Source organism: Oceanispirochaeta sp., assembly GCF_027859075.1.
GTDB lineage: Bacteria > Spirochaetota > Spirochaetia > DSM-2461 > DSM-2461 > Oceanispirochaeta.
Genome location: NZ_JAQIBL010000094.1, coordinates 1 through 26,501, shown reverse-complemented (window position 1 = coordinate 26,501; position 26,501 = coordinate 1). Strand labels below are relative to the sequence as shown.

27 protein-coding genes are annotated in these 26,501 nt (G+C 47.3%); 16 read left to right on the top strand and 11 right to left on the bottom strand.

Features of this window, described 5'->3' with window-relative positions; translation table 11 throughout:
- Positions 1–31: 31 nt before the first annotated feature.
- From PF479_RS05120 to PF479_RS05105, 4 genes are all read right to left on the bottom strand, one after another.
- Positions 32–682 (bottom strand): hypothetical protein, encoded by a 651-nt coding sequence (locus tag PF479_RS05120; RefSeq protein WP_298003047.1) that lies wholly within the window; start codon positions 680–682, stop codon positions 32–34.
- 34 nt (positions 683–716) lie between these two features.
- A complete protein-coding gene (locus tag PF479_RS05115; protein ID WP_298003044.1) occupies positions 717–1,055 on the bottom strand; it encodes a hypothetical protein in 339 nt (112 codons plus the stop codon).
- A gap of 17 nt (positions 1,056–1,072) precedes the next feature.
- The gene (locus tag PF479_RS05110; RefSeq protein WP_298003041.1) at positions 1,073–2,170 is read right to left on the bottom strand and encodes a hypothetical protein; all 1,098 of its coding nucleotides are present in this window, start codon (positions 2,168–2,170) and stop codon (positions 1,073–1,075) included.
- A 107-nt stretch (positions 2,171–2,277) separates the two neighbouring features.
- Entirely contained in the window at positions 2,278–3,144 is an 867-nt protein-coding gene (locus PF479_RS05105) for a diacylglycerol kinase family protein (RefSeq protein ID WP_298003106.1), read from the bottom strand.
- Here PF479_RS05105 and PF479_RS05100 point away from each other — a divergent pair.
- Complete coding sequence (locus tag PF479_RS05100; protein WP_298003038.1) at positions 3,061–3,231, top strand: hypothetical protein; 171 nt, start codon at positions 3,061–3,063, stop codon at positions 3,229–3,231. The genes PF479_RS05105 and PF479_RS05100 overlap by 84 nt on opposite strands.
- 145 nt (positions 3,232–3,376) lie before the next feature.
- Here PF479_RS05100 and PF479_RS05095 read toward each other — a convergent pair whose 3' ends face one another.
- The 5 genes from PF479_RS05095 to PF479_RS05075 all read right to left on the bottom strand — a co-directional run bounded on the left by PF479_RS05095 (position 3,377) and on the right by PF479_RS05075 (position 8,863).
- Positions 3,377–4,939 carry a tripartite tricarboxylate transporter permease gene (locus PF479_RS05095; RefSeq protein ID WP_298003035.1) on the bottom strand — a complete coding sequence of 521 codons (1,563 nt, stop codon included), beginning with the start codon at positions 4,937–4,939 and terminating at the stop codon, positions 3,377–3,379.
- A gap of 101 nt (positions 4,940–5,040) precedes the next feature.
- Positions 5,041–5,787, bottom strand: coding sequence for a tripartite tricarboxylate transporter TctB family protein (locus tag PF479_RS05090; RefSeq protein ID WP_298003031.1), 747 nt, complete (start codon positions 5,785–5,787; stop codon positions 5,041–5,043).
- A 117-nt stretch (positions 5,788–5,904) separates the two neighbouring features.
- Positions 5,905–6,909 carry a tripartite tricarboxylate transporter substrate binding protein gene (locus PF479_RS05085; RefSeq protein WP_298003027.1) on the bottom strand — a complete coding sequence of 335 codons (1,005 nt, stop codon included), beginning with the start codon at positions 6,907–6,909 and terminating at the stop codon, positions 5,905–5,907.
- Positions 6,910–7,008: 99 nt separating this feature from the next.
- On the bottom strand, positions 7,009–7,989 hold the full coding sequence (locus tag PF479_RS05080; RefSeq protein ID WP_298003023.1) for a sugar phosphate isomerase/epimerase: 981 nt from the start codon (positions 7,987–7,989) through the stop codon (positions 7,009–7,011).
- Positions 7,990–8,059: 70 nt separating this feature from the next.
- Positions 8,060–8,863, bottom strand: coding sequence for a TIM barrel protein (locus tag PF479_RS05075; RefSeq protein ID WP_298003020.1), 804 nt, complete (start codon positions 8,861–8,863; stop codon positions 8,060–8,062).
- Positions 8,864–9,012: 149 nt separating this feature from the next.
- On the opposite strand from PF479_RS05075, the gene PF479_RS05070 reads away from it, so the two are divergent.
- The 5 genes from PF479_RS05070 to PF479_RS05050 all read left to right on the top strand — a co-directional run bounded on the left by PF479_RS05070 (position 9,013) and on the right by PF479_RS05050 (position 13,854).
- Positions 9,013–9,660, top strand: coding sequence for a GntR family transcriptional regulator (locus PF479_RS05070; protein ID WP_298003017.1), 648 nt, complete (start codon positions 9,013–9,015; stop codon positions 9,658–9,660).
- Complete coding sequence (locus tag PF479_RS05065) at positions 9,657–10,298, top strand: GntR family transcriptional regulator (RefSeq protein ID WP_298003014.1); 642 nt, start codon at positions 9,657–9,659, stop codon at positions 10,296–10,298. Before PF479_RS05070 ends, PF479_RS05065 begins: the two co-directional genes overlap by 4 nt.
- 94 nt (positions 10,299–10,392) lie before the next feature.
- On the top strand, positions 10,393–12,531 hold the full coding sequence (locus tag PF479_RS05060) for a xanthine dehydrogenase family protein molybdopterin-binding subunit (protein WP_298003011.1): 2,139 nt from the start codon (positions 10,393–10,395) through the stop codon (positions 12,529–12,531).
- Positions 12,518–12,997 (top strand): (2Fe-2S)-binding protein, encoded by a 480-nt coding sequence (locus PF479_RS05055; protein ID WP_298003008.1) that lies wholly within the window; start codon positions 12,518–12,520, stop codon positions 12,995–12,997. Before PF479_RS05060 ends, PF479_RS05055 begins: the two co-directional genes overlap by 14 nt.
- Complete coding sequence (locus PF479_RS05050) at positions 12,991–13,854, top strand: FAD binding domain-containing protein (protein WP_298003006.1); 864 nt, start codon at positions 12,991–12,993, stop codon at positions 13,852–13,854. Before PF479_RS05055 ends, PF479_RS05050 begins: the two co-directional genes overlap by 7 nt.
- A 97-nt stretch (positions 13,855–13,951) precedes the next feature.
- Here the strand turns inward: PF479_RS05050 and PF479_RS20735 are convergent, their stop codons facing one another.
- On the bottom strand, positions 13,952–14,068 hold the full coding sequence (locus tag PF479_RS20735) for an NAD(P)-binding domain-containing protein (RefSeq protein WP_367277203.1): 117 nt from the start codon (positions 14,066–14,068) through the stop codon (positions 13,952–13,954).
- Positions 14,069–14,211: 143 nt separating this feature from the next.
- Here PF479_RS20735 and PF479_RS05045 point away from each other — a divergent pair, with 143 nt between their 5' ends.
- Positions 14,212–14,433, top strand: coding sequence for a SlyX family protein (locus PF479_RS05045; protein ID WP_298003002.1), 222 nt, complete (start codon positions 14,212–14,214; stop codon positions 14,431–14,433).
- 10 nt (positions 14,434–14,443) lie between these two features.
- Here the strand turns inward: PF479_RS05045 and PF479_RS05040 are convergent, their stop codons facing one another.
- On the bottom strand, positions 14,444–15,259 hold the full coding sequence (locus PF479_RS05040) for a DUF6675 family protein (RefSeq protein ID WP_298002999.1): 816 nt from the start codon (positions 15,257–15,259) through the stop codon (positions 14,444–14,446).
- A 184-nt stretch (positions 15,260–15,443) separates the two neighbouring features.
- Between PF479_RS05040 and PF479_RS05035 the strand changes: the two genes are divergently transcribed.
- The 9 genes from PF479_RS05035 to PF479_RS04995 all read left to right on the top strand — a co-directional run bounded on the left by PF479_RS05035 (position 15,444) and on the right by PF479_RS04995 (position 26,480).
- On the top strand, positions 15,444–16,514 hold the full coding sequence (locus PF479_RS05035; RefSeq protein ID WP_298002996.1) for a LacI family DNA-binding transcriptional regulator: 1,071 nt from the start codon (positions 15,444–15,446) through the stop codon (positions 16,512–16,514).
- A 168-nt stretch (positions 16,515–16,682) separates the two neighbouring features.
- Positions 16,683–18,008, top strand: coding sequence for an alpha-glucosidase/alpha-galactosidase (locus PF479_RS05030; RefSeq protein WP_298002993.1), 1,326 nt, complete (start codon positions 16,683–16,685; stop codon positions 18,006–18,008).
- Between the two features lie 64 nt (positions 18,009–18,072).
- Complete coding sequence (locus PF479_RS05025; protein WP_298002990.1) at positions 18,073–19,323, top strand: ABC transporter substrate-binding protein; 1,251 nt, start codon at positions 18,073–18,075, stop codon at positions 19,321–19,323.
- Positions 19,324–19,386: 63 nt separating this feature from the next.
- Entirely contained in the window at positions 19,387–20,286 is a 900-nt protein-coding gene (locus PF479_RS05020) for a carbohydrate ABC transporter permease (RefSeq protein WP_298002987.1), read from the top strand.
- Positions 20,283–21,116: a carbohydrate ABC transporter permease gene (locus PF479_RS05015; RefSeq protein ID WP_298002984.1), complete on the top strand. Its 834-nt coding sequence runs from the start codon at positions 20,283–20,285 to the stop codon at positions 21,114–21,116. The genes PF479_RS05020 and PF479_RS05015 overlap by 4 nt, the downstream gene beginning before the upstream one ends.
- A 56-nt stretch (positions 21,117–21,172) precedes the next feature.
- Positions 21,173–22,192, top strand: coding sequence for a LacI family DNA-binding transcriptional regulator (locus PF479_RS05010; protein ID WP_298002981.1), 1,020 nt, complete (start codon positions 21,173–21,175; stop codon positions 22,190–22,192).
- Positions 22,193–22,308: 116 nt separating this feature from the next.
- Positions 22,309–23,808 (top strand): FGGY family carbohydrate kinase, encoded by a 1,500-nt coding sequence (locus PF479_RS05005; protein WP_298002978.1) that lies wholly within the window; start codon positions 22,309–22,311, stop codon positions 23,806–23,808.
- A gap of 56 nt (positions 23,809–23,864) precedes the next feature.
- The gene (locus PF479_RS05000; RefSeq protein WP_298002975.1) at positions 23,865–24,911 is read left to right on the top strand and encodes a galactitol-1-phosphate 5-dehydrogenase; all 1,047 of its coding nucleotides are present in this window, start codon (positions 23,865–23,867) and stop codon (positions 24,909–24,911) included.
- Positions 24,912–25,160: 249 nt separating this feature from the next.
- Positions 25,161–26,480: a D-tagatose-bisphosphate aldolase, class II, non-catalytic subunit gene (locus PF479_RS04995; RefSeq protein ID WP_298002972.1), complete on the top strand. Its 1,320-nt coding sequence runs from the start codon at positions 25,161–25,163 to the stop codon at positions 26,478–26,480.
- The last annotated feature ends 21 nt before the right edge of the window (positions 26,481–26,501 follow it).

Sequence of the window (26,501 nt, the reverse complement as noted above, 5' to 3'; positions counted from 1 at the left end):
AATAAGGGCAGCTTTTTTTTGTTCGGGCAGATCAGGATTCCCAGCTGAATCCGAAACAGGCGAATGGGTTGATGACAAAGGTACGAAACTTATCAAATTCGGTCTCTGCAGAATATCCGTTCACCCTCAATTCCGTATAGTTGTAGAAATCCCAGACTCCCATGGCCCCTAAAGAGAAGTAAAAGTTGGGTGTGAAGTTGACCTTGCCGGCCAAATCCATGCCTACTCCGACATTGAAGGTCTTCTGAGAGACATATTCTCCGTAATAGGCACTTCCCATGCCCACCAGCAGAGCCGAGCCGTGAAGACCCAGGCCGCCGTACATCTGCATCACCCTGTTGGAAGATGTTTTAAAGGCGGGACCGGCCATCAGGCTGAAGAGGTAGTTATAAACCACATCTTTTCTCCCCAGGCTGATAACCTCGTCCCCATTTGTGAGTTTCATATGATAGGGGAAGAGAATGGACGAGTGGAAAAAGAATCCGCCACTGGAAAAATCACTGAAGGAATAGCCCGAAATATTGGCTCCGATAGAAGAGAGTTCCCTCTCTGATCCGATACCTTCAAAACTCGCGGTCTCGAATATTTTTGAGTATTCAAAACCGGAATATATCCAGTTTTCATTTGCACCTATTGATAGGGTGAACAGAACCAGGAGCAGAAGCAGCAAGATCTTTTTCATTCACATCCTCCAGGGATTCGTATCGTTGATTTCATTATTTCTTGTCCTTCTGTGCGGTGACATCAAAGGCGCCGACAGTCCCGGAAATAAAAATAGAATTTTTGCCCCCCTCAAGCTGAATGTTTTCTGAAGCTATAATCCAGGAGCCTCCGATTTTGCATTCAACGATTCCCGACCCTGTGCTGGTGTTCAGATAATCTGTAGAGGTTCCCACATAAAAGGTCTTTTCATAGACCGCGCCGTCGAACCTTACCCCCTGGAGAATGGTTCCATCCAGCATGTTTTGCCTGTACCTGACCTCAGGAATGCCGAAAAGGGTACAGGAGCTCAGGAAGAAGGGGATGATCAGCAGGATAAACAGAATCTTTTTCATTAGTACTTCCTTTCTCTTTACTCGGTCATGTAATCCCTGTACAGGGTATTGATAAAGCTGTATACGTTTCTTTTCAGGATGTCAAAATCATCAGCACCCAGGGAGGAGCTGCAGTCCATAACCAGCATGATGATGGCGCTGCTCCTCACTGTCTCTGTTTCGGTGTCTTCGTTGGGGTTGAACTCCGTATTGGGTATCCAGGAAGAACTGGTGGAGTTATACCAGTATTGTTTAATCTCGCTCAGGCTTATCAGGGACCCGCTTTTCAGGGACACATTGGTAAAGGGGAAGGTGATGCGGGACAGCGAAATCTGAGTGCCTATACTGGCATCACCCGTGCTGCTGGTCAATCCGCTGTATGAGAGATCCGCGATGGATCTGATTCCATTCACATCTGTGAAAACCCCGTCAATATAGACGGTGGAACTGGCCGCATCAGCCGCCCCGTCAAAGGTGAAACGGATGGGCTTGCCGTTGTCATTGCCGGGAATCGTCAGATTCAGGTTCTGGGTGTGGGACACAATGTCCAGGTCATTCGCCATCTGGGCGAATCGGTCTTCCAGATCTGAAATGTTGTTGGCCAGGTAGTTGGCACCGAGGCTGTTGGACAGTTGATCCATCACAGTGGAGAAGCCTGTAAAGTCCTCACTATTGTCCAGTCCCTGGTAGCCGATGGTGTAGGCACTGACAGGGACACCGTGAATCTTTTCTTCCAGTTTTGCATCAAGGGCCGCGAGGTATTCAGGACCTGAATCGTAGGCATCAACCACAAAGGCGGAACCCTGATCCAATCCATCGGAAAAGGTGATAATGGCAATACTGGAAAGCTCTTCGGGCAGTAGGTATTCATTCGAGGTAATGTACTGAAGGGCTTCATCGACGCTGCGGTACAACAGGGTTCCCGTTTCTTTCTTCAACCCGGCTACAAAATCTTCAAAATCCAGCTGGGAATCTCCCGTGAGTTTTTCAATTTCCATGTGGGAGATCTCTTCGTTAAAACCCATGACGCTGAGGTATATGCCCGGGGAGGTTATGCTCTCAGCTTTTTGCTCACAAGAGAGGGCAAGCAGAATGATAAGGGGGATCAGGAAAAACTGCTTCTTATCGGATCGCATGATTACCTCGCCTTTTTCTATAATTTTCAAAAATGATGCTCAACTAACGATTCAATCCTAAATTAAAATCGCTTTGCTGTCAAAGAATTATTGGAACAGAGAGGCGTCTAGCCTTTGATCAGTTCCAATGCCCTGGGGATGCAGTGGATATCCACTTCCGCCTCTTCTGTGCTCAGAGTCTCACCGTCGGCATGGATCACAAGTGAGCCCTGACGGGCCACGACCCGGAATCTTTCACCCATGGCGGTAAATGTATCCTCTCTCCTTCCCTGGCTTCCCTTTAGATAATCAAAGAGGGCTGAGATCATATCCCGCCTGGAGCATTGACGTGTCGTGTTCAGATTCAGAAAACCATCAAACATATCTCCCTGGGGGGCCATTATAAAGGCTCCACCCAGACGCTTTCCATTCATAAAGGAGATCAGTGCCGCCTGGCTCTGTATCATATCATCATCATAATACAGATCTACCTGGGGAGCCCTGGGGTAGGTTATGATGGTTTTGACCGCCGCAATAATATAACCCTGAAACCATTTGATTTTAGCGGCCTCGGCATTGACGATGGCATCGAAGCCGATGCCCACACCGTTGGCAAAATAACGTCCTTCCGGGGCTTTTCCGCCCCTGATCCAGCCGATATCCAGTGTAACAGTCTTATCCTGAATCAGATTCTCCAGGGATTTTGTCAAATTCAGGGGCATTCCGGCTCCGAAGACAAAGTCATTGCCCCGGCCGATGGGCAGGACTCCAAAGGCGGGAAGGGGACTGTCATTCATGATATTTCTGAAATTCATCAGGCCGTTGACGACCTCGTTGCAGGTTCCGTCCCCCCCGGCGGCGACGATGGCTATGTTGTGATGGTGTTCATTCTCTGCCAGTGAGGCTGCCAATTGAGCCGCATGACCCGGTCTTTCCGTCTTGTGGATGGTATAGGCCGCTCCATACTCTTTAAAGTATTTTTCAATGACCGGCAGCTTCTCCTGGGCTTTACCCTTGCCGGCCGCTGGATTCAGGATCAGATGGTAGTGTTCTTTCAGAGGATGCTCCTCAAAATTTACTGATTGATATGGATTCTGTCATAATTTTATTTAATCCTATACTAACTCTGTTATTTGTCCATTCATTTTTATTAAAATAAGCAATGATCAGTGCCCAAAAAAGGCTGTTCTCCTAAGAACAGCCTTCATTAAACTTGAGAGAGAGAAATCAGTCTTTCATATCTTCCGGTGTTTTTGGAGATTTTTTCTTCAATATTAAGTTGATTCTGTTTCCTATCCGTTTCTGCAGTTTCTGGAAGACCGGGATTTGACCGGCAATGAGAAGCAGAATCAAAATGAACAGAATCAGGGAGACGGGGCGGGTGATCACAGGTAAAAAGCTTCCCTGTGATACCATCTGGGCTCGTCGCAGATTCTGGTCACACATATCTCCCAGACTGACACCGATGATCAGAGGCGCAATGGGATACTTCATTTCTGAGAGGAAATAGGCAATGATTCCGATGGGGAGCATCAGGTAGAGGTTGAAGATCCGTATTCCCAGAGCATAAGAACCAATCACACAGAGTACTGCAATGACAGGCATAAAAAGGGAGGTAGGAATCTTCAGGACTTTAATCACCTGCTTGGCCAGAAGGATACCGCAGACCCACATGGTTAATGAGGCCAGAAGAAGAATGGCGGTGATGTCCAGAATGAATGTGGGATGATCTATCATCAGCATGGGTCCGGGCTGTATTCCATGGAGCAGCAGGGCTCCCAGCAGCATGGCTGCTGGAGGACTTCCGGGGACACCCAGGGTCAATAGAGGGATCATTGCTCCACCGATACAGGAATTGTTGGCTGTTTCTGTTGAAATAACAGCCTCGACAGATCCATTTCCAAATTCCTCGGGATGTTTACTTGCTTTTTTAGCGGCACCATAGGATACCCATCCGGCGATATCTTCTCCGATGCCCGGTACGGATCCAATTCCAACACCGATCAGGGATGAACGGATGATTGCAGGAGTATTGTGAGCGATTGTCTTAAAATCAGGGATAATTTTGTCGAATTTTTTGGTTTTTCCAATTTTAAAGTTATCCCGGATGGTGCTCATAATCTGGGGTATTCCAAAGGCTCCGATTAATACAGGGACCAGGTCCAGACCGCCTTCCAGTTCACTCATCCCGAATGTAAAACGGGGATAGAATTGAAGTTTATCTCTTCCGATCGTAGCCAGAAAGAGTCCTAAGAATCCGGCAATCCAACCCTTGTATACCAGGTCCTGGCTTGTCAGGGTACCGCTGATAACGATACCGAAAAGGGCCAGCAGGAAGAACTCAAAGGATGTAAACTGAAGTGCCATGGCTGAGATGACCGGTGAAAGCATCACCACGAACATCATCCCGATAAAGGTTCCGATAGCCGATGATGTTGTAGTCAGTCCAAGAGCACGGCCTGCCTGGCCTTTACAGGCCAGAGGATAACCATCGAGTGCCGTAGCCGCCGATGCTGCGGTTCCTGGAATATTAACCAGAATGGCTGTGTAGCTACCTCCATAGACACCTCCCACATAGATTCCCATCAGGGCAACCATGGCTGTGGATGTATCCATACTGTATGTCAGTGTTGTTAACAGTGCAACTCCAAGGGTGGCTGTCAGACCGGGAGTCGCTCCGAAAACAATCCCCATGATGACCGATGAGAAGAGGAGCAGCATGATCGTGGGGCTTATCAGCATCCCACCGATGTTGATAAAAAAAATCTGTAAGGGTTCAAAAACTCCCATAAAATCTCCTTGTTAATAAGGCTCCGAAGGCCCATGATGTCATTTTTCATTGTGACCCAAGGGGCTCTCTTGAGCAAAATAACCGCGATAAATTGAAAGACCTATCGTATGGTGTAATATACGAGGTTCATCAGCTTGATGATTCCTCCTTCTACGGGCAGGGGAACCAGCAGGAAGTATCGGAATAAAGGACAAAGAATCAGCGGTACAACTAATGATATTATGGTCACCTGACGGATGAGCTTTTTGGGGATTTCAAAGCCTTTTGCCATTTTTCTAGCTACGATATTCAGGTAGATCAGGAAGATCAGAGACAGTATATCCATATTGTACTTCAGGATGCTGTTCAGTACACCTGAAAGACCCGTGATGAGCAGAATCAGAATTATCCCGATTCCCACCAGGTAATGTTTGACAAATCTCTTTCTGAATTCGTCATGGTCTGGATAGAAGGCAGTGCATAGAAAAAATAGAAACAGAGTAATACTCATAAAAAAATCAATATAGGGGATCAGTATATAAACGAATGATACAAGTGCGAGCAAGACCGTCAGAACTCGGACGGACTTGTTCGATATTCTGGATTTACCAATGCTTTTCATTGCATGAATGAAATCTGCTGCACCACCGGTTTTTATAGAATTTCTCAAAAGAATAAATCCCAGGAGGATAAGGGCTGCACCTATAAAAAGAGGAAACAGTGCCGGAGAAACATACCAGACGGTCTCGACCCCTCCATAGGAGTCTGTCATTGGCATTTTGAATGTTTCAAAGAGTTCCCATATCCCGAATAAAATAAGAAATGCAGCTGTCAGGAAATCATACTGACGTAATTTTTGTTCTTCCATTATAAAATCTTCCTTATCTGTGAGTCCTAAAAAAGCTGTCCCCCGGAGCCTCATTATATAGGACTCCACACCCAGGAACAGCTCTTTTTTTTAGAACATTTTTTGAGACTGTATCAATTATGGTTTGGGGATTCCAAGAGAAGCAGGATCTACCTTGGCAGCTCCCAGTTCTTGCAGAGTCCATCCAAAGTTGGATTCGAGGCTGTCAAATACTTTATTGGCTTCAGCACCGGATTTACCTGAGAGGATGTAGTAGTTTTTCTTTCCGAATTCTATTACAGCTTCAGAGTTCATGGCAACTTGAAATGCATTTGTCAGTTTTGATTTGATCTTTTTATCTGCATCTTTGCGGATAGCAAAACCGATAGCCTGAGAGATGGGCAGGAATTCGCTCATGCTGGGGTAAGCATCAAAAGCAGAAGGAATCTTTGTGTCTCCCAGTTCAAAAGCTTCAGGTACGAGCATTCCAAGAGGTCTCAGTTTTCCACCACGGATCAACTGTGCCTGTTCTGCAACAGAAGTAATAACAAGAGTTATTTCTCCAGTCATGGCTGCATTCTGGGCAGGGGCTGAACCGTCGTAGGGAATAAAGTTAAACTCAACACCAGCACCTTTTTCGAAGGCCAGAAGGTTCAGGTGGTGAATAGAACCGGCACCGGAAGCACCTGCTCTGATAGATCCGGGATTAGCTTTGGCAGCTTTAACCAGTTCTTCAATAGAGTTATAGGGAGCATCGGGAGTTACAGAAACGATGTCGGGTGAACCACCGATGATAAAGAAATCCCATACATTCATTCTTTCAGGGAATCCGCCCATTACTGCTGAAGTTACACAGGATTCGGACAGACCACAGATAGTGTAACCGTCGGGGTCCTTAGCAAATGCAGCTGCCATACCAACAGAACCGGCAACTCCACCGGGGTTGTTGACGACATTGATGTTAACTCCCAGTTCCTTGGCCATTTCGGGCATGACTACTCTGTTGCAGGTATCGGTACCACCACCGGCTCCCCATACCATAACATTTGTAATATCTCTTTCGGGATATTCACCAGAACCTTCAGCAAAGACCATTCCTGTCATTGCTGCCATACACAAAACCAGTACAAACAGTTTTTTCATACAATTCTCCTTTCCTATTTTTTACAGACTTCTACAAGTCTGCCAGATCACTTGTTTTACTTTATCCGGATAGAATTGCATCTTCCAGATAAGATCCAATTATTTTCCTTCTCTGAAAAACAACTCGTTTTCCAGAAATTTCCAGTTTTTAACAAAATCAGTCTGATTCAGAAGTTTTGTCAGCTTGTCCGTGTTCATATTATCCAGAAGATCCCAGATTTTGCTGGTCCAACGGGCATTGGCTTCAAAACACTCCTTGATATCTAATCTGGTGGGAGATGTGTCAGAAGTAATGTAATCACTGTATTCAAATCTTTTCAGGTAGTAGATAAACTCAACATAAAGCTGAAAATTGTTGGTACCTACCATATAATCCCAGTCCCATTTTCCATCATTATCATTGATGTGAATGTAGTAGGGAAAGGGGCTGTTGGCCACAAGACTCAGGGCTTCTGCGGGAGTTTCTCCACCATATTTGGAGTGACCGTAATCCAGAGTGACTCCAATATTCTTATTCCCTATTTCGTGGAGCAGGCAGAGTGTTTTGGAACAGTTTTCAAGGAAGCAGTTCCCTCTGATTTCATTAGGTTTGTATTCCAGGAAGAGGGGAATCTCAGGTTTGTAATCTCCCGCTTCGGCAATGCAATCTACCATTCTTTTCCAGCTCGTAGAGTAATCGGATTGAAAGCTGTACTCATAACCGTCTCCCAGGGGACAGCACTGCACTTTGTCGGCACCTACTTCAGCAGCAAAATCTTTGGCTTCCTTAATAAAGCGGACAGCTTTGTCCCGGACGGCTTTGTCGGGGTGGGATATGCTCCCATGGATAAAATCATCATCTTTTTTGATGTTGACATTCACTGCCGCCATATTCAGGTCGTATTTTTTCAGCAGAGGTTTTACTGTTGCCGCTTCATTCACTTCATAGGGGAAAACCAGCTCTAAACCGTCTACATTTTCCATTGAATTCATCATCTTGAATTTTTCTTCCAGCGTCTGAGGTGCATTAAATGCCCTGAAGCGGTCCTGGGTTTGTCCCAGGAATCCGGTAATTACAGCAAACTTTGGTTTTTTACTCATTGTATGTTAACTCTCCCTGTTTCTGCAGATTATGCAGAAACGAATATATTAATTTGAATATGTGATATTTTTACTCAAAACTTTTTAAAAAAATCCGGCCTGTCCTGTATCGGGATACAACTTCTTCCGCCGGGCAGATAATTTCTACATCTAAAGATCCTTGAAAACCTGCATTTTTAAGGTTCTCAAGCAACATTCCCCAATCCTCTCTACTGTGAAAGGTTCCGGGAATATCGGAAGTATTCTCTCTTCCGTTATTATCACAAAGATGGGTGGCGAAGACCCGATTCATAACAGATTCATCAAGGTTAAAAGGATCAAGACCGCTGCATAATATATGACCAGGGTCCAGGTTGAGCCCCAATTCCGGCAGAGACTTCAATATCTTCAAATCTGATCCCAGACTTCCCGGCATGGGCTCTACAGCCATTCTCTGACCCTGTTTTTTCAAAATATCTTTCATTCGGGACAACTTCTGAACAAAATCTGACTGAACTGATTCTGTATGAACACCCCGAAAAACTCCCAGAGGGATAGTGACCAGATCGGTCAGCTTAAATCGTTTAAGGAATAAGGAGATTCTTTCGATTTCTGCCAACCCTGCCTCTGAGGATAGTGTCTCAGGGGATACAAAAGTGTCCAGAAGGAAATGGGCTACGAATTGACTCAGCTTAATTCCGCTTTCAACACTGGCTATTTTAAGTTTTTCACAATTTGTATCGGTCCATTCTTCCAGCTGTTCAGGATAGAAAACCTCAATCTGCATTGCATTATATTCAAGTTCTTCAAGTTGGTACAAACTGCTTACCATATCGCTGAAGGTGAATTTTTTTGAAAAGAGGGACAGGTAGTAAGCTGGAGATATACCAATCAAATCTTTTTGCCTCCTTTATTTTGTATACAATATTTTATGCACAACATGCATGGCCTGTCAATCTTTTTTTTGCTGCTTTTTTGATTTTCCCATTTTGTATACAAAAAATATATTGACCTCCCATCATTTTCCATTCATAATTGTCTACTATGCAGACATATAAAGTAGAAACAGAAGATCTAGCTGAAAAAGTATATAAAAATATAAAACAGATGATCCTGAAGCGTCAGCTCGTTCCCGGGCAGAAACTCACTCAGGAGGAGATGGCCAGAGTATTGGGTGTTTCAAGAACCCCTCTCTTATCCGCTTTTTCCAAACTGGAAAAAGAATGGCTTGTTGAGAGCCGGCCCCGGAGAGGGTATTACATCCGTGAGTTGTCAAGAGAAGATGAGTTGAATCTCTTTGATATCCGCCTGCGTCTGGAACCTCTGGGTGCAGGGAAGGCAGCTTTACACGGCAGCCCCCAGGAGAAAAAACGTCTGTTGATGTTAATTGAAGATGTCCCCGATTTTAACTGTGCCGACAGCCGTAAACTCTTCAATGATCTGGATTATCATTTTCACGGTCAGGTCATGGCCATGAGCCGGAACAGTATGCTGGAGATGATGCTTTCTTCCTATAATATAATCAGCCTCAGTAATCAGGATGAAATTCATATTGACTGCGAAAAAAGTATGGAAGGGCATAGAGCCATCGCGGATGCCATTGCCAGGGGGGATCAGGACGCTGCCGAAGAAGCCATGCGTCAGCATATAGAGATTGGCCGGAACAGAATATTCGAGCAGAGGCACCTATGAGCCGAATATCCCGGGATGCCCTGGGTGATCTGGTGTATGACCAGATTGTCCGTATGCTCCTGAACCATGATCTGGAACCTGGAGAAAAAATTCTGAAGAAGAATTTGGCAGACGTCATCGGAGTCAGTCAAACTCCTATAAATGAAGCGGTCAGCCGGCTGATCAGTGAGGGAATCATTGAACAGAAAGGCCGTTCCGGCCTCTTTATCCGGATCTTTACCAATAAGGATATGATGGAACTTTTTGCAGTCAGAGCCGGTCTGGAAGGTACGGCCCTTCATCTGTGTATGGAAGAACCCGAAAATCCCCGTTTCAAACGCGTATTAAATCTTTTTGATGATTTTTCATACCCCTTGCCGGAAGAACGATTTCTGGAATACCAGAAAAGGGACCAGGAATTTCACGGAGAAATTCTTAAAATATCAGGGAACAGGGTCATTCTGGATTTTATAAGGAATTTTGAGTTTATCCTGCGCTGTTATCAGAAAGGACTGATCCGTTCTCCCAATGAAACCCTGATGGAACACAAGAGTATTGTAGAAGCCATCCGCAGCGGGAATACAGAGCAGGCGCAGCAGCTGATCATGAGTCATCATTGGAAAACAAGAGAACGATTAAAGGAAATGCCCGAGTCTTAAGGTATGACCTTTCCCTATTCTCCTAGACAAATGAATCCCTCCACCGGATAATTTAAAAATAAAACAGGATTTATCCTGATATCGGGGGAATCATATGCCGCATTCAATCAGTACCTCAGTGCGCCGGAAGGATGCCGTTGCCAAAGCAGCAGGCACTATGGAGTATCTTGCAGACCAGTTCCCAGTTTCACCTCTTCATGGAAAGTGTTATTACAGCTCCATCTCGAGAGGAACTATTGAGTCAGTCAGCCTGCCTGAACTGCCGGAGGGCTATTATATCGTTGGGGCCGACGACATTCAGGGGGTGAACCGCCTTCATATGATCATCGAAGACTGGCCTGTTTTTGCGGATAAAGAAGTCCGTTATCTGGGGCAGATCATTTTTCTGGTAGTGGGGCCCGAAAAGGATGTGATTCTGGATCTTCACAAACAGATTCAAATCACATACAGGGAACTGACTCCCTGCATTACCCTGGAAGAGTCGACAGCACTCCTGGAGGGGGTGCAGCACGGGGAAGACAATGTGTTTACCCGCTATGATATTCATCACGGACAGGTCGAATATCCCTTTGAGAAAGCCCACCGCATCCTGGAAAAAGAGTATTACACCGGGCATCAGGAACATGTGTACATGGAACCTCAGAGTCTGTTTGCTCATTGGGAGGAGGATACTTTTATCCTTCATGCGTCGGCTCAGTGTCCCTTCTATATCAGGAAATCACTGGTCAATGCCCTGGGCATGGATAAAGAGAAAATCAGGATCATACAGACTCCTACAGGAGGAGCCTTCGGTGGAAAGGAACACTTCCCCGATGTTCTGGCTGGACCCCTGGCGGTGGCCGTATGCAAGATAAAAAAACCTATAAAACTGGTTCTGGACCGCAAAGAGGATATGGCCTACTCCATCAAGAGGCATCCCAGTGCGATTCATATAAGGACGGCTCTGGATAAGGATGGCCGTATCCTGGCTCATGATATTGATCTGCGCCTGGATGGTGGTGCCTTTGCCAGCTGCTCCGCTGTCGTTCTGGCCCGGGCGGTGTTTACTGTGGGTAATGTTTACAACATCAATAATATCCGTATCTGCGGCAGAGTTTTTTGTACCAATAAACCTCCTTCCGATGCCTTTCGGGGCTTTGGAGCTCCCCAGGCGATATTCGCCATGGAGTCTCATATGAATTTCCTGGCCTATGCGCTGGGGATTGACCCCCTGGCCTTCCGGCAGCCCTATCTGATGAAGCAGGGAGATCCGACAAGTACGGACGGAAAAATACATGAGGAGGTCATGCTTCCTGAAATGACAAGGCGTATCCTGGAGATGTCGGGATACGAAAAAAAGTATCAGGACTATAAAACCAGGCCCAATTGGGGCATAGGCCTTTCCTATTTTTTTCATGGAAGCGGATTCACCGGTAACGGAGAGAGGGATCTTATCAAGGCCCGGATCTATCTGAAAAAAAACAGAAAGGATCAGGTCTTTATCTACGGTTCTAATGTTGAGATGGGCCAGGGAATCAGCACCACCTTCTGTAAGGTGGCATCCAAAGCCCTGGATATTCCCATTGATCAGGTCCATTTTGTAGAACCCGATACGGAGATCGTTCCCGATTCGGGACCAACCGTCGCCTCCCGGTCCATCTCTGTTGTCGGTTTTCTGGTTCAAAAAGCGGCGAAGAGGCTGAAAGCAGAGTGGAAAAGCGGTGAAGACCAGTCGATCATTCAGGATTATGAAGCTCCTACCCATATGGTGCCCTGGGATCAGGAGACCCTGACCGGGGACGCCTATCCCGCCTATAGCTGGGGTGTGAATGTGATCGAGGTGGAAGTGGACCCCCTCAGCTATGAGGTGAATACCAAAGGGATCTGGGGTGTTTATGAGATGGGGGTTCCCATCGATCGTCAGATTGTGGAGGGCCAGATTATCGGCGGTATGATCCAGGCTCTGGGATACAGCTATCTTGAAAAACTGGAATTTTCCCAGGGACGTTTCAGGCAGGCTACCATGTCGGATTACATGATACCAACCAGTATGGATTTTCCTACAACCCAATGCGATATCGTGGATAATCCCTTCGAATATGGAGCTTTTGGAGCCAAAGGGGCGGGTGAGATGGTTTTTGATGGTGCCGCCCCGGCATTTGGGGCCGCCGTTTCGCAGGCGGTAGACACAATAATTGATGAGGTGCCGGTTCTTCCGGAAACCCTGATGGAGCTGACAGATGAAGGACGGTAAGATTAGATTCACCCTGAACGGCAGAGATGTCGTGTATGAGGACAGTCCTCTCAGGCGGCTATTAGATGTGCTCCGGGAAGACCTGGGTGAAACCGGGGTCAAGGAAGGCTGCGGAGAAGGGGAGTGCGGCGCCTGCAGTATCCTGCTGAACGGAAAACTCGTGAACAGCTGTATGATTGCCATGGGAACCATTCATGAAAAAGAGCTGATGACCATCGAAGGTCTCAGAGAGACGGAACAGGGCAAGTGCATCATCGATGCCTTTGCCGATGCGGGAGCCGTGCAGTGCGGATTCTGCATCCCCGGTATGGTCATGGCCGCCCAGTCGGTCCTCCAGGATGCACCCCGTCCCAGTGAAGAGGAAATCCGGAAAGGAATTTCGGGAAATCTCTGCCGCTGTACCGGTTATGATCAGATCGTTCAGGCCGTTCAGATGGCTTCAGAAAAGGGAGCGGGATTATGGTGAAGTTTTTCTATCCCGAGAGTCTTTCTGAGGCTCTGGACATTAAGAACAGCAAGAAAGTTCTCCCTCTGGCCGGCGGTACGGATCTGATGGTCCGCTATGAGAACTGGAGCAGTCTTCCTGCTGATTTTCCCTCATCAGTCATGACCATCGGGCATCTGAAGGAGCTTCAGTTTGTGACCGAAGAAAAGGGATACCTCTGCATCGGCGGGGGAGTGACTCTAAATCAGCTCCTGAATGATTCACGAATTCCCCGCTCACTGGCACTGTCTCTGGATGAAATAGCCGCCCCGGCGCTGAGGAATCTGGCGACTCTGGCCGGAAATATTCAGAATGCCTCCCCCGCGGCGGATTCTCTCCCTCCCCTTATTGTGGCCAATGCCAGTCTCCGGCTGATTTCTAAAAATGGATCGAGAAAAATGACTGTTCGGGACTTTGTGACCGGACCGGGAAAGACCAGTCTGAATGAAAATGAATTGATCGAATCAGTACGGATTCCTCTGGATTTTATCCGCAGCGAAGAGAAGGGCCATCTGATCTACCGGAAGGTGGGAACCCGTAAAGCCAATGCTCTTTCCAAGCTTTCGGCCTGCTTCTGGGTTCTTAAGGATCGGGGAGTGATCAAAGATATCCGTATGTCTCTAGGGGCGGTCGCCGCTGTTGTAGTCCGTCTCGAAGAATCTGAAGAGAAACTGACGGGATTGAAGTCGGGTGAACTGCTGTCTGCCTGGAAGGATGTTCGGGGGGATTATGAAAAAGCCGTCCGGCCCATAGACGATCAGCGTTCCACTGCTGTTTATAGAAAACGGACGGCTCTCAAATTAATGGATGCTTTTATTCAGGAAGCTTCGGAAGACTGATCATGTTGGATTAAAGCGATGGCAAGCTCCCGGAGAATCAACCGAGGAATTGGTCATTTGATCAATCTTTGATCAAACTTTGATCAAACAGGCTGATTCAGGGATTCGAAGACCTTATAAAGCCCCTGGGTTCCAATACCCTTTCCATCAGATGGAGACACATAGACCGGCCCATAACGCCTGTTCCGATCCAGGCTATATTTTTTATACTCAATTTATTCCTCCTAAAGAGTAATGTCCTTAAAGATTAGTTTTATATGAGAGTATAGTTGTTTTAGAATTTTATGAGTAGTATGCAATTCGGGCTATTCAAAAGGAAGAGCCTATGAAAGTATTCCTGGAAATGAGGGGAAGATTATGGATGAACGTGATGAAAAACTTGTGAACCTGGACAGCAGGATCATGTACCTGGAAGACAGCCTTCGGCAGATGAACCTCCAGCTGATGAAAAAGGATCGATTATTAGACTTAATGCAGGAGAAAATCTCCGGTCTGGAAGAGAAGATGAAGGACATGGATGAGAGGAAAATGAATGTCTCCTCCCTGGATGCGGGAGAAGAACGGCCTCCCCATTATTGATCCACCAAAATTATTGAATTCTTCCTATGTACCAGGCATAGAGGGCCTTCACCCTGTTGTAGAAAGAATTGTTAGCCTTTTCTCTGAAGGCCCTGATATTGATTGTGTCTGCTGCGGAGATTCCATAGAACAGGAGTCCCTGATCTGTGGGCATCACCAGAAGGTGGATCTGCAGCTGCTGAGGGTTCATGGCTTTCAGGAATCCCTTGTAATACATGGGAGTCTGGTTGATGATCACCGACCAGATAACCGGTGATGAATAGACAAACTCCATGACCGATTCGTGTCTTCCGAAGCTCTTGTCTTTCTGATGGATAAAAAAACTGTCTTTGCCGGGTATGGTCGTCACAATAGAATCTGAAAGTCTGTTCCTGGCGGAATCAAGATCGGGAATCATCCAGGACTCTACAAAGAGGGTTCTCATTTCTTCCCGGGAGGCGGAATAGTATTCGATTCCCTCCAGGGTGCTGACAGAGCGCAGGGCATTGTAGAGAGCCAGTTTCGTCGTTTCGGGATTGGCATTGTAGGCGGCGCTGTCAAAGTCCTTAAAAAGGAAAAGCCCCTCTATTCCCATATTCAGTTCTTCCTTCAGCACCATGCTCCGGATCTCATTGACCATGCCTACATCCGGAAGCAGGAGGGGATCAAAGCTGCTGAAGTGAAACTCTGTCAGCTCACCCGTGTTGAGTAGGTCTGATTTTTGTTGACTGCTGAGGAAAGATGTCATCTTGTCAAAGGAGAGAATATCGGAATCTGCCGGAAGGGCAGTTATAAAGACAGAAATAAAGGTGCTGAGAAGGCAGAGTGCAATTGTTCTTTTAATCATGTGATCTCCTGATTATTCCCATCGGATTGAGTATTCTGACTCATAATATATCCAAAATGTCTTCTTTATCCTATTCTTTTTTAATATTCCCATAAAGTAGGACTCTCGATTTATGGATTCTCTGTTTGACATTTTAAGAAATTTCCTATAATTTAGTGTTTTAGAACACATGGAGTTGCATCATATGACCCTTGAGGTAGACAGATCCATAAGCATTCCTCCCTACCAGCAGATCGTCAGGCAGCTCCGGGAGAGAATCACCCATGAGGAAATGAATGAGGATGACCACATCCCCTCTGCTCGTGAAATCGTACAGATTACAGGTGTCTCTCTCGCTACTGCCCAGAGAGTTCTGAACGAACTTAAAAATGAGGGACTCATCTACAGCCTTCCCGGAAAGGGCAGCTTTATCTCCCCCCGGAAAGAGGGCATCCCCGAAGCCATCCATATATTCCTTCCCTCTACGAGACTTTCCTTTTTTATGGAAATCCTCAATGGGGTTTATGATGCCCTGTCCAGCATGAAGATTGACTTGAAACTACACAGTCTCAATACGGATAAACTTGTATGGGACTGGAAAACCATAGAAGAACTGGAAGACGTCGTGAAGTCCCGGGGTGGGGTGATTTTCATTGAAGAGGCCTTTGATTCTGTGAGGACCGCCTGCCTTAGAGCGGCCCGGCAGATTCCTTTTGTCACCGTCGAGTGGCAGCTGGACGGTGCCTGTGCCATCGTCAATGATTATGAAGATTCTACCGCGTCTGTCGTGTCCTACCTCTGCTCTGATAAACATTGCTCTTCCCTGCTGGTTTTGAAGGGACGGGATTTCCAATACAATGCCAGCCTCAAACTGGCAGGCATAAAAAAAGGGGCAGAAGCTGCCGGACTTCGGGAAAACAGGGATCTGTTTTTTCTGGATACCGATTTTGATGCCTATAGCGGTTACGAGTCGGTGACGGCCTATCTGAAAGACCATGAGGCTCCGCAGGCCATTTTCTGTGCCAACGACTATGAGGCCATCGGGGTTATCGGAGCGTTGACGGAACAGGGACTCCTCACCGGACGGGATGTACAACTGGTGGGTTATGGCGATATGACGGATAAAACGACCCTATATTTTCCTCTCACCACGGTGAAACAGAACCTGGAAGAGATGGGGCGTCAGGCTGTCAAAATGCTGCTCCTCAAGGCCAAAGGAGAAGACGTTCCCCCTCAGAAAATTGTTGCCACCGAATTGATCGTTCGTAAAACATAATATTTAAACATTTACCATACAACATTTTAATCTCATAATAATTTACTTTTGGACAGTCTGATCAGAACGGCTCAAGGGGACTTCAAACTTTTCATTGACAGATTTTTAAAACAAGGTGTAAAATTACTTAAAACGTTTACAGTAATATTACAAGGTGATTATTTGTCTATGAAAACAAGACCTAAGATAACTTTCCTGGGAGCAGGAAGTACGATCTTTTTAAAAAACCTGATGGGGGATTCCTTTTTATTCGAAGGCCTCAAGGATGCTGATATTTCTTTGTATGATATAGATGCGGTAAGGCTGGAAGAATCCAGGATTGTTCTTGAATCCCTGAACAGCAGCATCAATGCGGGCAGAGCTCTTATCAGGACTTTTCTGGGAGTCAGCAATCGGAGGGATGCTCTAGGACAGTCGGATTTTGTATTCAATGCCATACAGGTGGGTGGTTATGACCCGGCCACAATAGCGGACTTTGAAATTCCCAAAAAATACGGCCTGCGTCAGACCATCGGAGATACTGTGGGAATCGGAGGCATCTTCAGAGGATTGAGGACGATTCCGGTGATGATGGATATAGTCGGTGATATGGAAGCTGTATGCCCGGATGCTCTTCTTTTGAACTATACCAATCCTATGAGCATTGTGACAGGCGCTGTTCTGAAATATTCCTCTATTAAGACTGTAGGACTCTGTCATTCCGTACAGGTCTGCGTACCCGATTTACTGATAGAACTGGGTATGGAAGCCAATAATGTCCGATGGAAAATCGCCGGAATTAACCATATGGCATGGCTCCTGGATATCCGGGACGGAAAGAAGGATCTCTACCCCGAAATAAAAAACAGAGCGGCGCGGAAAAACCTTGATGAAAAACATGATGATATGGTTCGTTTCGAAATGATGAAGTATTTCGGTTACTACATAACCGAATCTTCTGAGCATTTCAGCGAATATACGCCCTACTGGATCAGAAATGACGTTCCTGAACTGATTGACCGGTTTAACATCCCTCTGGATGAATACCCCCGTCGCTGTGTCAGGCAGATTGAAGAGTGGAAAGAAAGAAAAACCGAAATTATGAGCGGGAAGGCTCTACAGCATGAAAAAACCAGAGAGTACGGGGCGGATATCATGAATGCCTTTCTCACGGATGTCCCGGTCTGTATCCATGGGAATGTTCTGAACAGTAAGAACTACATTAGCAACCTGCCTGCTGAAGCAGTTGTTGAGGTCCCCTGCATGATTGATGGAAACGGTATTCAGCCTGTAGATGCCGGAGCCCTTCCTGTACAGTGTGCCGCCCTGAATCAGACCAACATAAATGTTCATCTCACGACCATTGAAGCGGCAATGACATTGAAGAAAGAACATGTGTATCAGGCCGCACTGTTAGACCCCCATACCTCTGCCGAACTGGCTCCTGAAAAGATCATAGCCTTGTGTGATGATCTGCTGGAAGCTCACAGTGAATGGCTGCCTGTGTATAAATAAGTTTTCATCCGGGAATTGGTCCCGGTTGTAATATATCCGGAAATCCCGGAAAAAGGAGTTTTTTATGAAGATTTTAAAAACATGTTTACTGGTCCTTTTCTGTCTGGTGGCAGGAACGTCTCTATTCGCAGCAGGTCAGCAGGATTCTGATACTACCAATCTCACCCTGATGCTGAACTTTCAGTCCACAGAAGCGGTTACGACCGCCTTCGAAGAAGTCATTTCTGATTTCCACAGTGCCAACCCCTCGATTAAAATTGATCTGATATCAGGTACTTCTGATTACGAGGCTCTTATGAAATCTAAAATGGCCACCAATGACCTTCCTGATATGTGGTCGACCCATGGTTGGTCTGTACTCCGTTACAGCGAGTATCTGATGCCTCTGGAAGATCAGGAATGGGCTTCCAGACTGCACCCAGCTATCAAGCCTGTTGTGACAGATGAAAAGGGACACATCTATGTTCTTCCTATTGATGTTGATATGGCCGGTGTCGCCTATAACAAGACCGTTCTGGCTAAAGCTGGAGTCAAGGTTGAAACTCTGAAAACATGGAAAGACCTCTATGGCGCCATGGATAAAGTTAAAGCTATTGGTGTGACACCTGTTCATATCGGTGGAAAAGACTCTTGGACTGTGGGAAACTTCTTTGACTGGGCTGCTCCTGCTGTTTATATCACAGATCCCAAGCATTACAGTGGTGATGATCTGGTTGCCGGAAAATTTGACACAGCCAAATGGGAACTTCTGGCCGGCCTTATGAAAGAAATGAATGAAAAAGGCTACCTCAATGTGGATAACCTGACATCTACCTATAGCGACTCTGCAAGAGCACTGGCTGTGGGCGATGCTGCTTTCACATTCTATGGTAACTATGTCCTGGCAGAAGCCTGGACCTTTGATCCCGATGCAGACCTTGGATTTTTCCCTGTTCCTGCTTATTATGAGGGAGACTCTCCCAGTCTTATTTCAGGTGAAAGAAGCACCGTTGGAATCTGGAAAGATACAGCAAATGTCGAAGCATGCAAGACCTTCCTGAGCTTCCTTGCCATCCCGGCCAATGCTGCCAAGATTGCCGGTTCCAACGGAATCCCTGCCGGTTTGACCGATGCGGAAAGCGATACAGGCAAACTGAAGGCCGATTATAAAAAATGGGCCGATGCTCCGGCATTCCCTTACTTTGACAGAGCTTTTCTACCCAGCGGAATGTGGGACACCATGTGTTCAACAGGAGCCGGAATCCTTTCGGAAAGCATGAGTACGACCGAAGCCGCAGAAAAAATGAAAGAAGATTTTAACAGGATGTATAAATAAGTTATCCTTTACCGGGAGAGAGGAGCCTCTCTCCCGGTGACTACAATTTCAAGGACAAGATGCATGAAGAAGCTTCAGGAAAAATCAAGGACCCATTCAAAACACCCACATATCACCAACCTTATGTACCTCCCGGCGCTGCTGTTGTTTACGGTCTTTATCGTTTATCCGTTTCTTGAGGGGATCAGAATTGCCTTTACCAACTGGAATGGTTTTTCCCAGCATTATGATTATGTAGGTTTTAAAAACTTCATATATCTGTTTCAGGATAAAAATATGTATACCGCTTCCTGGAATACCATAATCTATGGATTTGGAAGTACTGTATTTCAACAAATTCTGGGCCTGTCTTATGCTCTGTTGTTGAATCGAATGATCCTGGGCCGAAACTTTGCCCGAACCTTTGTGTACCTTCCCGTTCTGATTGCACCGGTCATCATGGGCTATATGTGGTATTTTATGTTTCAGTACCGCTATGGTGCACTGAATGATATACTTGCTGTACTGGGTATGGACCCTGTTGACTGGCTGGCCAAAGGAAAACGGGCGGTGGGTCTCATTGTCTTTGTCAATACAGTACAGTTCTGCGGGATTTCCATGGTTATTTATCTGGCGGGTCTTCAGACCATTCCTACCATGTATTATGAGGCCAGTCAGATTGATGGTGCCAATGCCTGGAAGCAGTTTATCAACATCACCATGCCACTTCTCAGGCCAGCCTTTATCACTTCTATTACCTTGAACCTGATAGGGGGATTGAAACTTTTTGATGCCATCAAAGCCATGACCAACGGCGGCCCCGGATATGCATCCCACTCTCTTTCCACTCTGATCGACTATACCTATTTCAGGTCTCAGTCTGCCGGATATTCGGCGACCATGGGTATTCTGCTGTTTGCCATGATTCTGCTATTTACTCTTATCATTCAGAAATTGTCCGCCAGACAGGAGGTCCTCCTGTGATTACCGGAAAAAAATCTCTTATTTCTAAGATTCTCTGGAGTGTTTTGACCATATTCATAGGGTTCTTTCATTTTATCCCTCTGTTTATCTCTATCAATGTGGCCTTCAAGCCCAAGACGGATTTGTCTTCCCGCTGGACTCTGCCGGCCGAGTTTTATCTGAAGAACTTCAGTTATGCTGCAGAGAAAGCGAAAATTATCCTGGCTGTTCAAAACAGTCTGATCATCACCATTACCAGCATCGCCGTGATTGTTATGATCGGGGGAATGGCTGCCTATCCGCTGGCCAGAAACCGATCCCGTTTCAATGAAAGAATTCTGCAGTTTGTCCTGGCTGTTATGATGGTGCCCCCTCTGAGTATGCTGGTTCCTCTTGTAACCATCATGACCCGTCTGGGAGCCGTCAGTACCTATTGGGGTATTATTGTGGTTCTTGTCACATTTCAGCTGCCCATCAGTATTTTCCTGTATAGCAGTTTTATTCGGACAATCCCAGGAGAACTGGATGAGGCCGCCCTGATTGATGGATGCAGCAAGTTTACAATTTTCTATAAAATCATCCTGCCTTTGCTCAAACCTATCACCGCCACCGTGATTATCCTGACTGGTGTGGCCATCTGGAACGACTATCAGTTTTCATTATTTCTGCTCCAGTCGCCAAGGATGAGGGTTGTTACTCTGGCGGTATCCACTTTCTTTGCCCAGTCCTCATCCAATCTGGGAGCCGCGGCGGCAGCGGCACTTATTGCCGTCATGCCCATTGCCTTGCTGTTCCTCTTCCTGCAGAGGTATTTTATACAAGGAATGGTAGATAGTGCAGTTAAGGGATAATATCATTTGAGTTTTTCAATGCCTCAAAGAAACATATGTAAGAAAGGAGCCTTTCTTTGAAAGTTAAACTGGAAGACGTCGCCCTGGAGGCTGGTGTCTCTATCGCCACTGTATCCAGAGTTTTAAACAATCATCCTGTAAAAGAAGCGACCCGGCTTCTGGTGGTTGATACAATTGCCCGCATGGACTACCGGCCTAATCTCACAGCAAGAGGGCTCATCAAAGGAACATCCAATAGGATAGGTGTTATCGTTTCCAATATGGAGAACCCCTATTTCAGTTCCATAATGAACACAATGGAAATCCGTATGAGGAAAGATGGGTATCTCTGTAATTTCTCAAGTGCCATCAACAGAGGCAAGGATGAACGGGACATCATCAACCGCTATCTTGATTCGGGTGTGGATGGTTTGATCCTTGTGGATGTGAGCAGTAAAGAGGAAAATATGGGACTCTATGCCGATCTGAACAAATCCATTCCTGTTGTCCTGATCAATGGAAATCCCGACAGGGATGATTCCAATCTGGTTATGGTAGATCAGAGAAAGGGCATGGAAATAGCCATGGATTACCTCTTTGCCCTGAATCATAAAAATATTACTTTTATCAGAGGTTTGTTGGATAGCGTCGCTTTTGATATCAAGGACCGTATATACACCAAGAGAATGATAGAAGCCGGTTTCCCCCCGGAATATACAAGTATCATAGAAATTGAGGATACAGACCATTACACAGCTATCGAAAGGGTTGAGGAGCTGGTCCTTCCCCTTCTGGATTCTCCCCTCCGCCCCAGTGCCATCTTTGCATCAAATGAACTGCTGGGCATGGGAGTCATCAAAGCGGCACGCAAGTTGAATCTGTCCATACCGGATGATCTGTCGCTCATCGCCCATGATAATACATATCTTTCCATTATTTCCCAACCAACCATGACGACGATCAATCTGAATCCTCCCCGTCTGGGAGCCGAAGCGGCTGAAATGATGCTGCAGCTCCTTAAGCAGAATTGTCCCTATCCCCGAAAACTCATCTTCAATCCGGAACTGATCGTCCGAGAGAGCAGCAGAGCCCTTTGATTCCATCTCTGTAAGTATTGACAAATACTTTTGGATGGTATATTTTAGTGTTCTAAAACACATTGGATTGCGTCGGGATTTGATCCGGATTGTTTCCGATGGGACAGGAGATCGAAATGCCGAAATATATCCTGAGTATAGACCTGGGAACCACCAGTACCAAAACGGTCTTATTTGATGATAAACTGAAAGTTGTCGCCTCGGCCAAGGCCGAATATCCGACTGTTTATCCCAGGCAGGGCTGGGCAGAGCAGAATCCTGAAGACTGGTGGGAGGCTCTTGTCAGCACGACAGCTGAAATCCTGAAGAAAAGCGGAGTTGATCCGGTCGATATTGTCGGAATCGGTGCCGATTCCATGTCCAGCATGGCTCTGCCCCTGGATAAAGATGGTTTGCCCCTCAGAAACGGCCTTATCTGGCTGGACCGCCGCTCTCAAAGTGAATCCGATTGGATCAGGGCCAGCTACGGAGATCTTCAGAAAAAAATCAACAGCAATGATTCAGACCCTTCCAACTTTGCTCCCAAAGTATTGTGGATGAAAAATAATGAAAGGGATCTCTATAATAAAACTTCTGTTTTCCTCCACTGCAACGGTTACCTTGTCTATAGGCTGACGGGGATCATGTCCATGGACCTGTCCGAGGCCGGCATGTCCCAACTCTGTGACATAAGAACGGGTCAGTGGTCGGATGAACTGATCACTGCCAGCGGGATAGACCGCTCCAAGCTCCCAGAAATTTTTGCCTGTACGGATGTTGTGGGAGGATTGAACACCGCAGCCGCCACTGTTATCGGGCTGAAAGAGGGCACCCCTGTCATCGCGGGAGCCATGGACAATGTCTCGGCCACCCTGGGACTGGGCCTGCGCCACGACGGTCAGGCCTACATCTCGGCGGGGACAGCCACCAATGCCGGAGCCTGTGTGGCCTCGGTTCCCTCTGACCCGACCATGCTGAATTACCACCATGCTGTCCCTGGTCTCTATCTGGTGAACGGGGGAGTGGACTACGGTGGAGCCGGTCTGCGCTGGTTCAAATCCCTTATCGAAGAAGAAGACTTTGCAGAAATTGACCGTCTGGCCGAAGAGGCGGGTTATCTGGAGGATGTTCTGCTCTATCTGCCCTATATGGTCGGTCAGAGAGCACCCCTCTGGGATCCTCACTCCCGGGCTGCGGCCTTCGGGATGAACCCCGATACCAGCCGGAAGGCCATGATCCGCATGATCATGGAAGGAATCGCCATGGGGGTGCGCAACGTCTTCCGTCTGATGGAGGAAAAGGGGTATACCATCGATGAAATCGTCATGACCGGAGGCTGCGCCAACAGCCCCATCTGGACGCAGATCTTTTCGGATATCCTTGAGAAAACCATCATTCTCCCCGGCGAAATGGATGTAGCCCCCCTGGGGACGGCCATCATGATTGCCGTGGGTGTGGGGCTGTATCCCGATTTTGACAGCGCTCTGGCGATACAGACTGTCCGTGGATCCCACACTCCCGATACGGAGCGTTCCGGGTATTACAATGCCCTGTTTAAAGCGTTTGTAAATCTATATAAGGCAGTCGGACCTGTTTACAAAGAACTGGATGAGATAAGAGAAAAATTTCAGTCATAACTGAATCGAAATAGAGTTTATACCCGGAAGCAGAGTCTTCCGCAGGAAGGAGAGATATGAAAGCAGCAGTACTGTACGGAGACAATGACATACGTTATGAAGACTGGGAAAAACCCGAGGCTCAAGCCGGGGAGGTCCTGGTCAAGGTAAAAGAATCAGGACTCTGCGGGTCAGACATACCCCGGACCATTCACGGTGGAGCCCATTTTTACCCCATCGTTCTGGGACATGAGTTTTCCGGAGAGATTGTCGCTCTGGGAGAAGCTGTCTCGGAAAGAAAAGTAGGAGACCGCATCGCCTGTGTTCCCCTCATCCCCGATCGCAATGATCCCCAGAGCCAGAAAGGGAACTACTCCCTCTCTAAAGGTTACAAGTTCATCGGCTCCCGCATCCAGGGAGGCTGGTCAGAATACGTCACCATGCCCTGGGAAAATGCCGTTGTGCTTCCCGATGCAGTCAGCTACACAGAGGGCGCCTTTTTTGAACCCATTACCGTCGCCCTCCATGCCTTGAACATCATGAAATTCGAAGGCGGCAAGGATGTGGCCATCACAGGTATGGGAACCATCGGCCTTCTGGCTCTTCAGTGCGTCAGAGCCATGGGTGCCCGGAAAGTTACCGTATTCGACATCGATGAAAGTCGTCTGGAACTGGCTAAAGAACTGGGAGCCGACCTCTGCCTGAACACCATGAACGAGGGCTTCAAAGACGAAGCCATGGGCTTTACGAATGGAATCGGATATGAAGTCTGCCTGGAAACGGGCGGAGTCCCCATCACCGAGATCCTCTGTCTGGATCTGGCTGCCCCCAAGGGGACGGTCATGTTTATCGGAACTCCCCATAAACCTGTGACCCTGCAGCCTCACGAGTTTGAAAACATCAACCGCAAGGAGATTATTGTCACCGGTTCCTGGATGAATTACTCCGCCCCCTTTCCCGGTTGGGAATGGGAGATGGCCAATTACCTCTTCAGCAAAAACCTGGTCAAAACAGAGCCGCTTATAGACCGGAAGATTCCCCTGAGTCAGGCTGCCGATGCGCTTGCCGACCTCTTAAAACCAGGTGCGGTGAAAGGGAAAATCCTTTTCGACTGTTCAAAATAATTTGTGCGCCCGGGCGGGCTATCCGCTGTAATGTCTGATCCTGCCTACTGTTTCCGGCTATCGCCGGTCCGGCAGGGACATTGTCGCTACTATCCTTGGCGCTACCAGGGCTATAACATTGCCCTGGTGATTATCGTGGTAAGGCCTAAGGGTCTGGCGCTACCAGGGCAATAACATTGCCCTGGTGATTATCGTGGAAAGGCCTAAGGGCCTAAGGGTCTGGCACATAGAAAATAGGAGTATTTTATAATGAGTGCAACAAGTGAATTCCTTCAGCTTATGAAAGACAATAAGGCCGGTAAAAGTACGGGACTCTACTCTGTCTGTTCCGCCCATCCGGATGTCATCAAAGCCTGTATGCTTCAGGCAAAGGATGACGGTTCCATCGTCCTGATCGAATCCACCAGCAACCAGGTAGACCAGTTCGGCGGTTATACCGGCATGGTCCCTGCCGAATTTGTCAGTTATGTCCAGGGCCTGGCGGGTGAAACAGGTTTTTCCTTTGAAAAGGTTCTTCTGGGGGGCGACCACCTGGGACCCAATGCCTGGCAGAGTGAGCCGGCAGAAAAAGCCATGGCTAAGGCCCGTGATCTGATTGCCGCCTACGTCAAGGCCGGTTATAAGAAGATCCACCTGGATGCCTCCATGTTCTGTGCCGATGACGCGGGGGACAGGCACAAACCTCTGGCAGACGAAATTGTCTCCTCCCGGGCCGCAGAACTCTGCGCCGTGGCGGAAAAAACATACGCTGAATCCTTCGGAGGTGAATCGGACATCATCTATGTGATCGGAACGGAAGTTCCCATTCCCGGGGGGGCTCAGGAAGAGGAAGAAACCGTCACTCCCACATCCGCAGCAGATGCGAAAAACACAATGGCCGTCACCAGAGCCGCCTTTGATGCCCAGGGCCTGCAGAGTGCCTGGAAACGGGTCATTGGTCTGGTTGTCCAGCCCGGTGTGGAGTTCGGTGACGATCAGGTTTTTCATTACGACAGCGCTGCCGCATCAGATCTGAGTGCCCTGATTGACGGGGATGACCAGTTTGTTTACGAGGCCCACTCTACCGACTATCAGAGTGAAACGGGGCTGTCTCAGCTGGTCAAGGATCATTACTGCATCCTCAAGGTCGGTCCCTGGCTGACCTTTGCTTTCAGAGAGGCTCTCTTTGCCCTGGAAGACATGGAGAAAGAACTGCTGGGACAGAAGGGAATCAAACTTTCCGGTCTGCGGGAAACCCTTGAAAAAGTCATGATGGACAATCCGGGATACTGGAAAAAGTATTACCCCGGAAATGAGGAACAGCAGTACTTCAAACTGAAATACAGCTTCAGTGACCGGAGCCGCTACTACTGGCCCCAGGCCGAACTAAAATCCTCTGTGGAACTTCTGAAAAAGAATCTGAATGATCATGGAATTTCCCTGTCACTCCTCAGCCAGTATATGCCCAACCAGTACAATGCGGTACAGGAAGGAAAGATCAAGCTGACCGCCGAGGATCTGATCATCAGCCGGATACGGGATGTGGCAGGGATGTACGCCCGAGCCTGCGGATTTGGAAAGTGTTGCTGATTTTGTTTGAATTATAAATAA

Excerpts from the sequence above, each read along its gene's own strand:
- PF479_RS05040 (WP_298002999.1), bottom strand. The coding sequence starts at position 15,259 with ATGATTAAAAGAACAATTGCACTCTGCCTTCTCAGCACCTTTATTTCT.
- PF479_RS05120 (WP_298003047.1), bottom strand. The coding sequence starts at position 682 with ATGAAAAAGATCTTGCTGCTTCTGCTCCTGGTTCTGTTCACCCTATCA.
- PF479_RS05030 (WP_298002993.1), top strand. The coding sequence starts at position 16,683 with ATGAAAACAAGACCTAAGATAACTTTCCTGGGAGCAGGAAGTACGATC.
- PF479_RS05095 (WP_298003035.1), bottom strand. The coding sequence starts at position 4,939 with ATGGGAGTTTTTGAACCCTTACAGATTTTTTTTATCAACATCGGTGGG.
- PF479_RS05115 (WP_298003044.1), bottom strand. The coding sequence starts at position 1,055 with ATGAAAAAGATTCTGTTTATCCTGCTGATCATCCCCTTCTTCCTGAGC.
- PF479_RS05065 (WP_298003014.1), top strand. The coding sequence starts at position 9,657 with ATGAGCCGAATATCCCGGGATGCCCTGGGTGATCTGGTGTATGACCAG.
- PF479_RS05085 (WP_298003027.1), bottom strand. The coding sequence starts at position 6,909 with ATGAAAAAACTGTTTGTACTGGTTTTGTGTATGGCAGCAATGACAGGA.
- PF479_RS05045 (WP_298003002.1), top strand. The coding sequence starts at position 14,212 with ATGGATGAACGTGATGAAAAACTTGTGAACCTGGACAGCAGGATCATG.
- PF479_RS05110 (WP_298003041.1), bottom strand. The coding sequence starts at position 2,170 with ATGCGATCCGATAAGAAGCAGTTTTTCCTGATCCCCCTTATCATTCTG.
- PF479_RS05060 (WP_298003011.1), top strand. The coding sequence starts at position 10,393 with ATGCCGCATTCAATCAGTACCTCAGTGCGCCGGAAGGATGCCGTTGCC.
- PF479_RS05090 (WP_298003031.1), bottom strand. The coding sequence starts at position 5,787 with ATGGAAGAACAAAAATTACGTCAGTATGATTTCCTGACAGCTGCATTT.
- PF479_RS04995 (WP_298002972.1), top strand. The coding sequence starts at position 25,161 with ATGAGTGCAACAAGTGAATTCCTTCAGCTTATGAAAGACAATAAGGCC.
- PF479_RS05080 (WP_298003023.1), bottom strand. The coding sequence starts at position 7,989 with ATGAGTAAAAAACCAAAGTTTGCTGTAATTACCGGATTCCTGGGACAA.
- PF479_RS05035 (WP_298002996.1), top strand. The coding sequence starts at position 15,444 with ATGACCCTTGAGGTAGACAGATCCATAAGCATTCCTCCCTACCAGCAG.
- PF479_RS05025 (WP_298002990.1), top strand. The coding sequence starts at position 18,073 with ATGAAGATTTTAAAAACATGTTTACTGGTCCTTTTCTGTCTGGTGGCA.
- PF479_RS05020 (WP_298002987.1), top strand. The coding sequence starts at position 19,387 with ATGAAGAAGCTTCAGGAAAAATCAAGGACCCATTCAAAACACCCACAT.
- PF479_RS05055 (WP_298003008.1), top strand. The coding sequence starts at position 12,518 with ATGAAGGACGGTAAGATTAGATTCACCCTGAACGGCAGAGATGTCGTG.
- PF479_RS05005 (WP_298002978.1), top strand. The coding sequence starts at position 22,309 with ATGCCGAAATATATCCTGAGTATAGACCTGGGAACCACCAGTACCAAA.
- PF479_RS05070 (WP_298003017.1), top strand. The coding sequence starts at position 9,013 with ATGCAGACATATAAAGTAGAAACAGAAGATCTAGCTGAAAAAGTATAT.
- PF479_RS05050 (WP_298003006.1), top strand. The coding sequence starts at position 12,991 with ATGGTGAAGTTTTTCTATCCCGAGAGTCTTTCTGAGGCTCTGGACATT.
- PF479_RS05000 (WP_298002975.1), top strand. The coding sequence starts at position 23,865 with ATGAAAGCAGCAGTACTGTACGGAGACAATGACATACGTTATGAAGAC.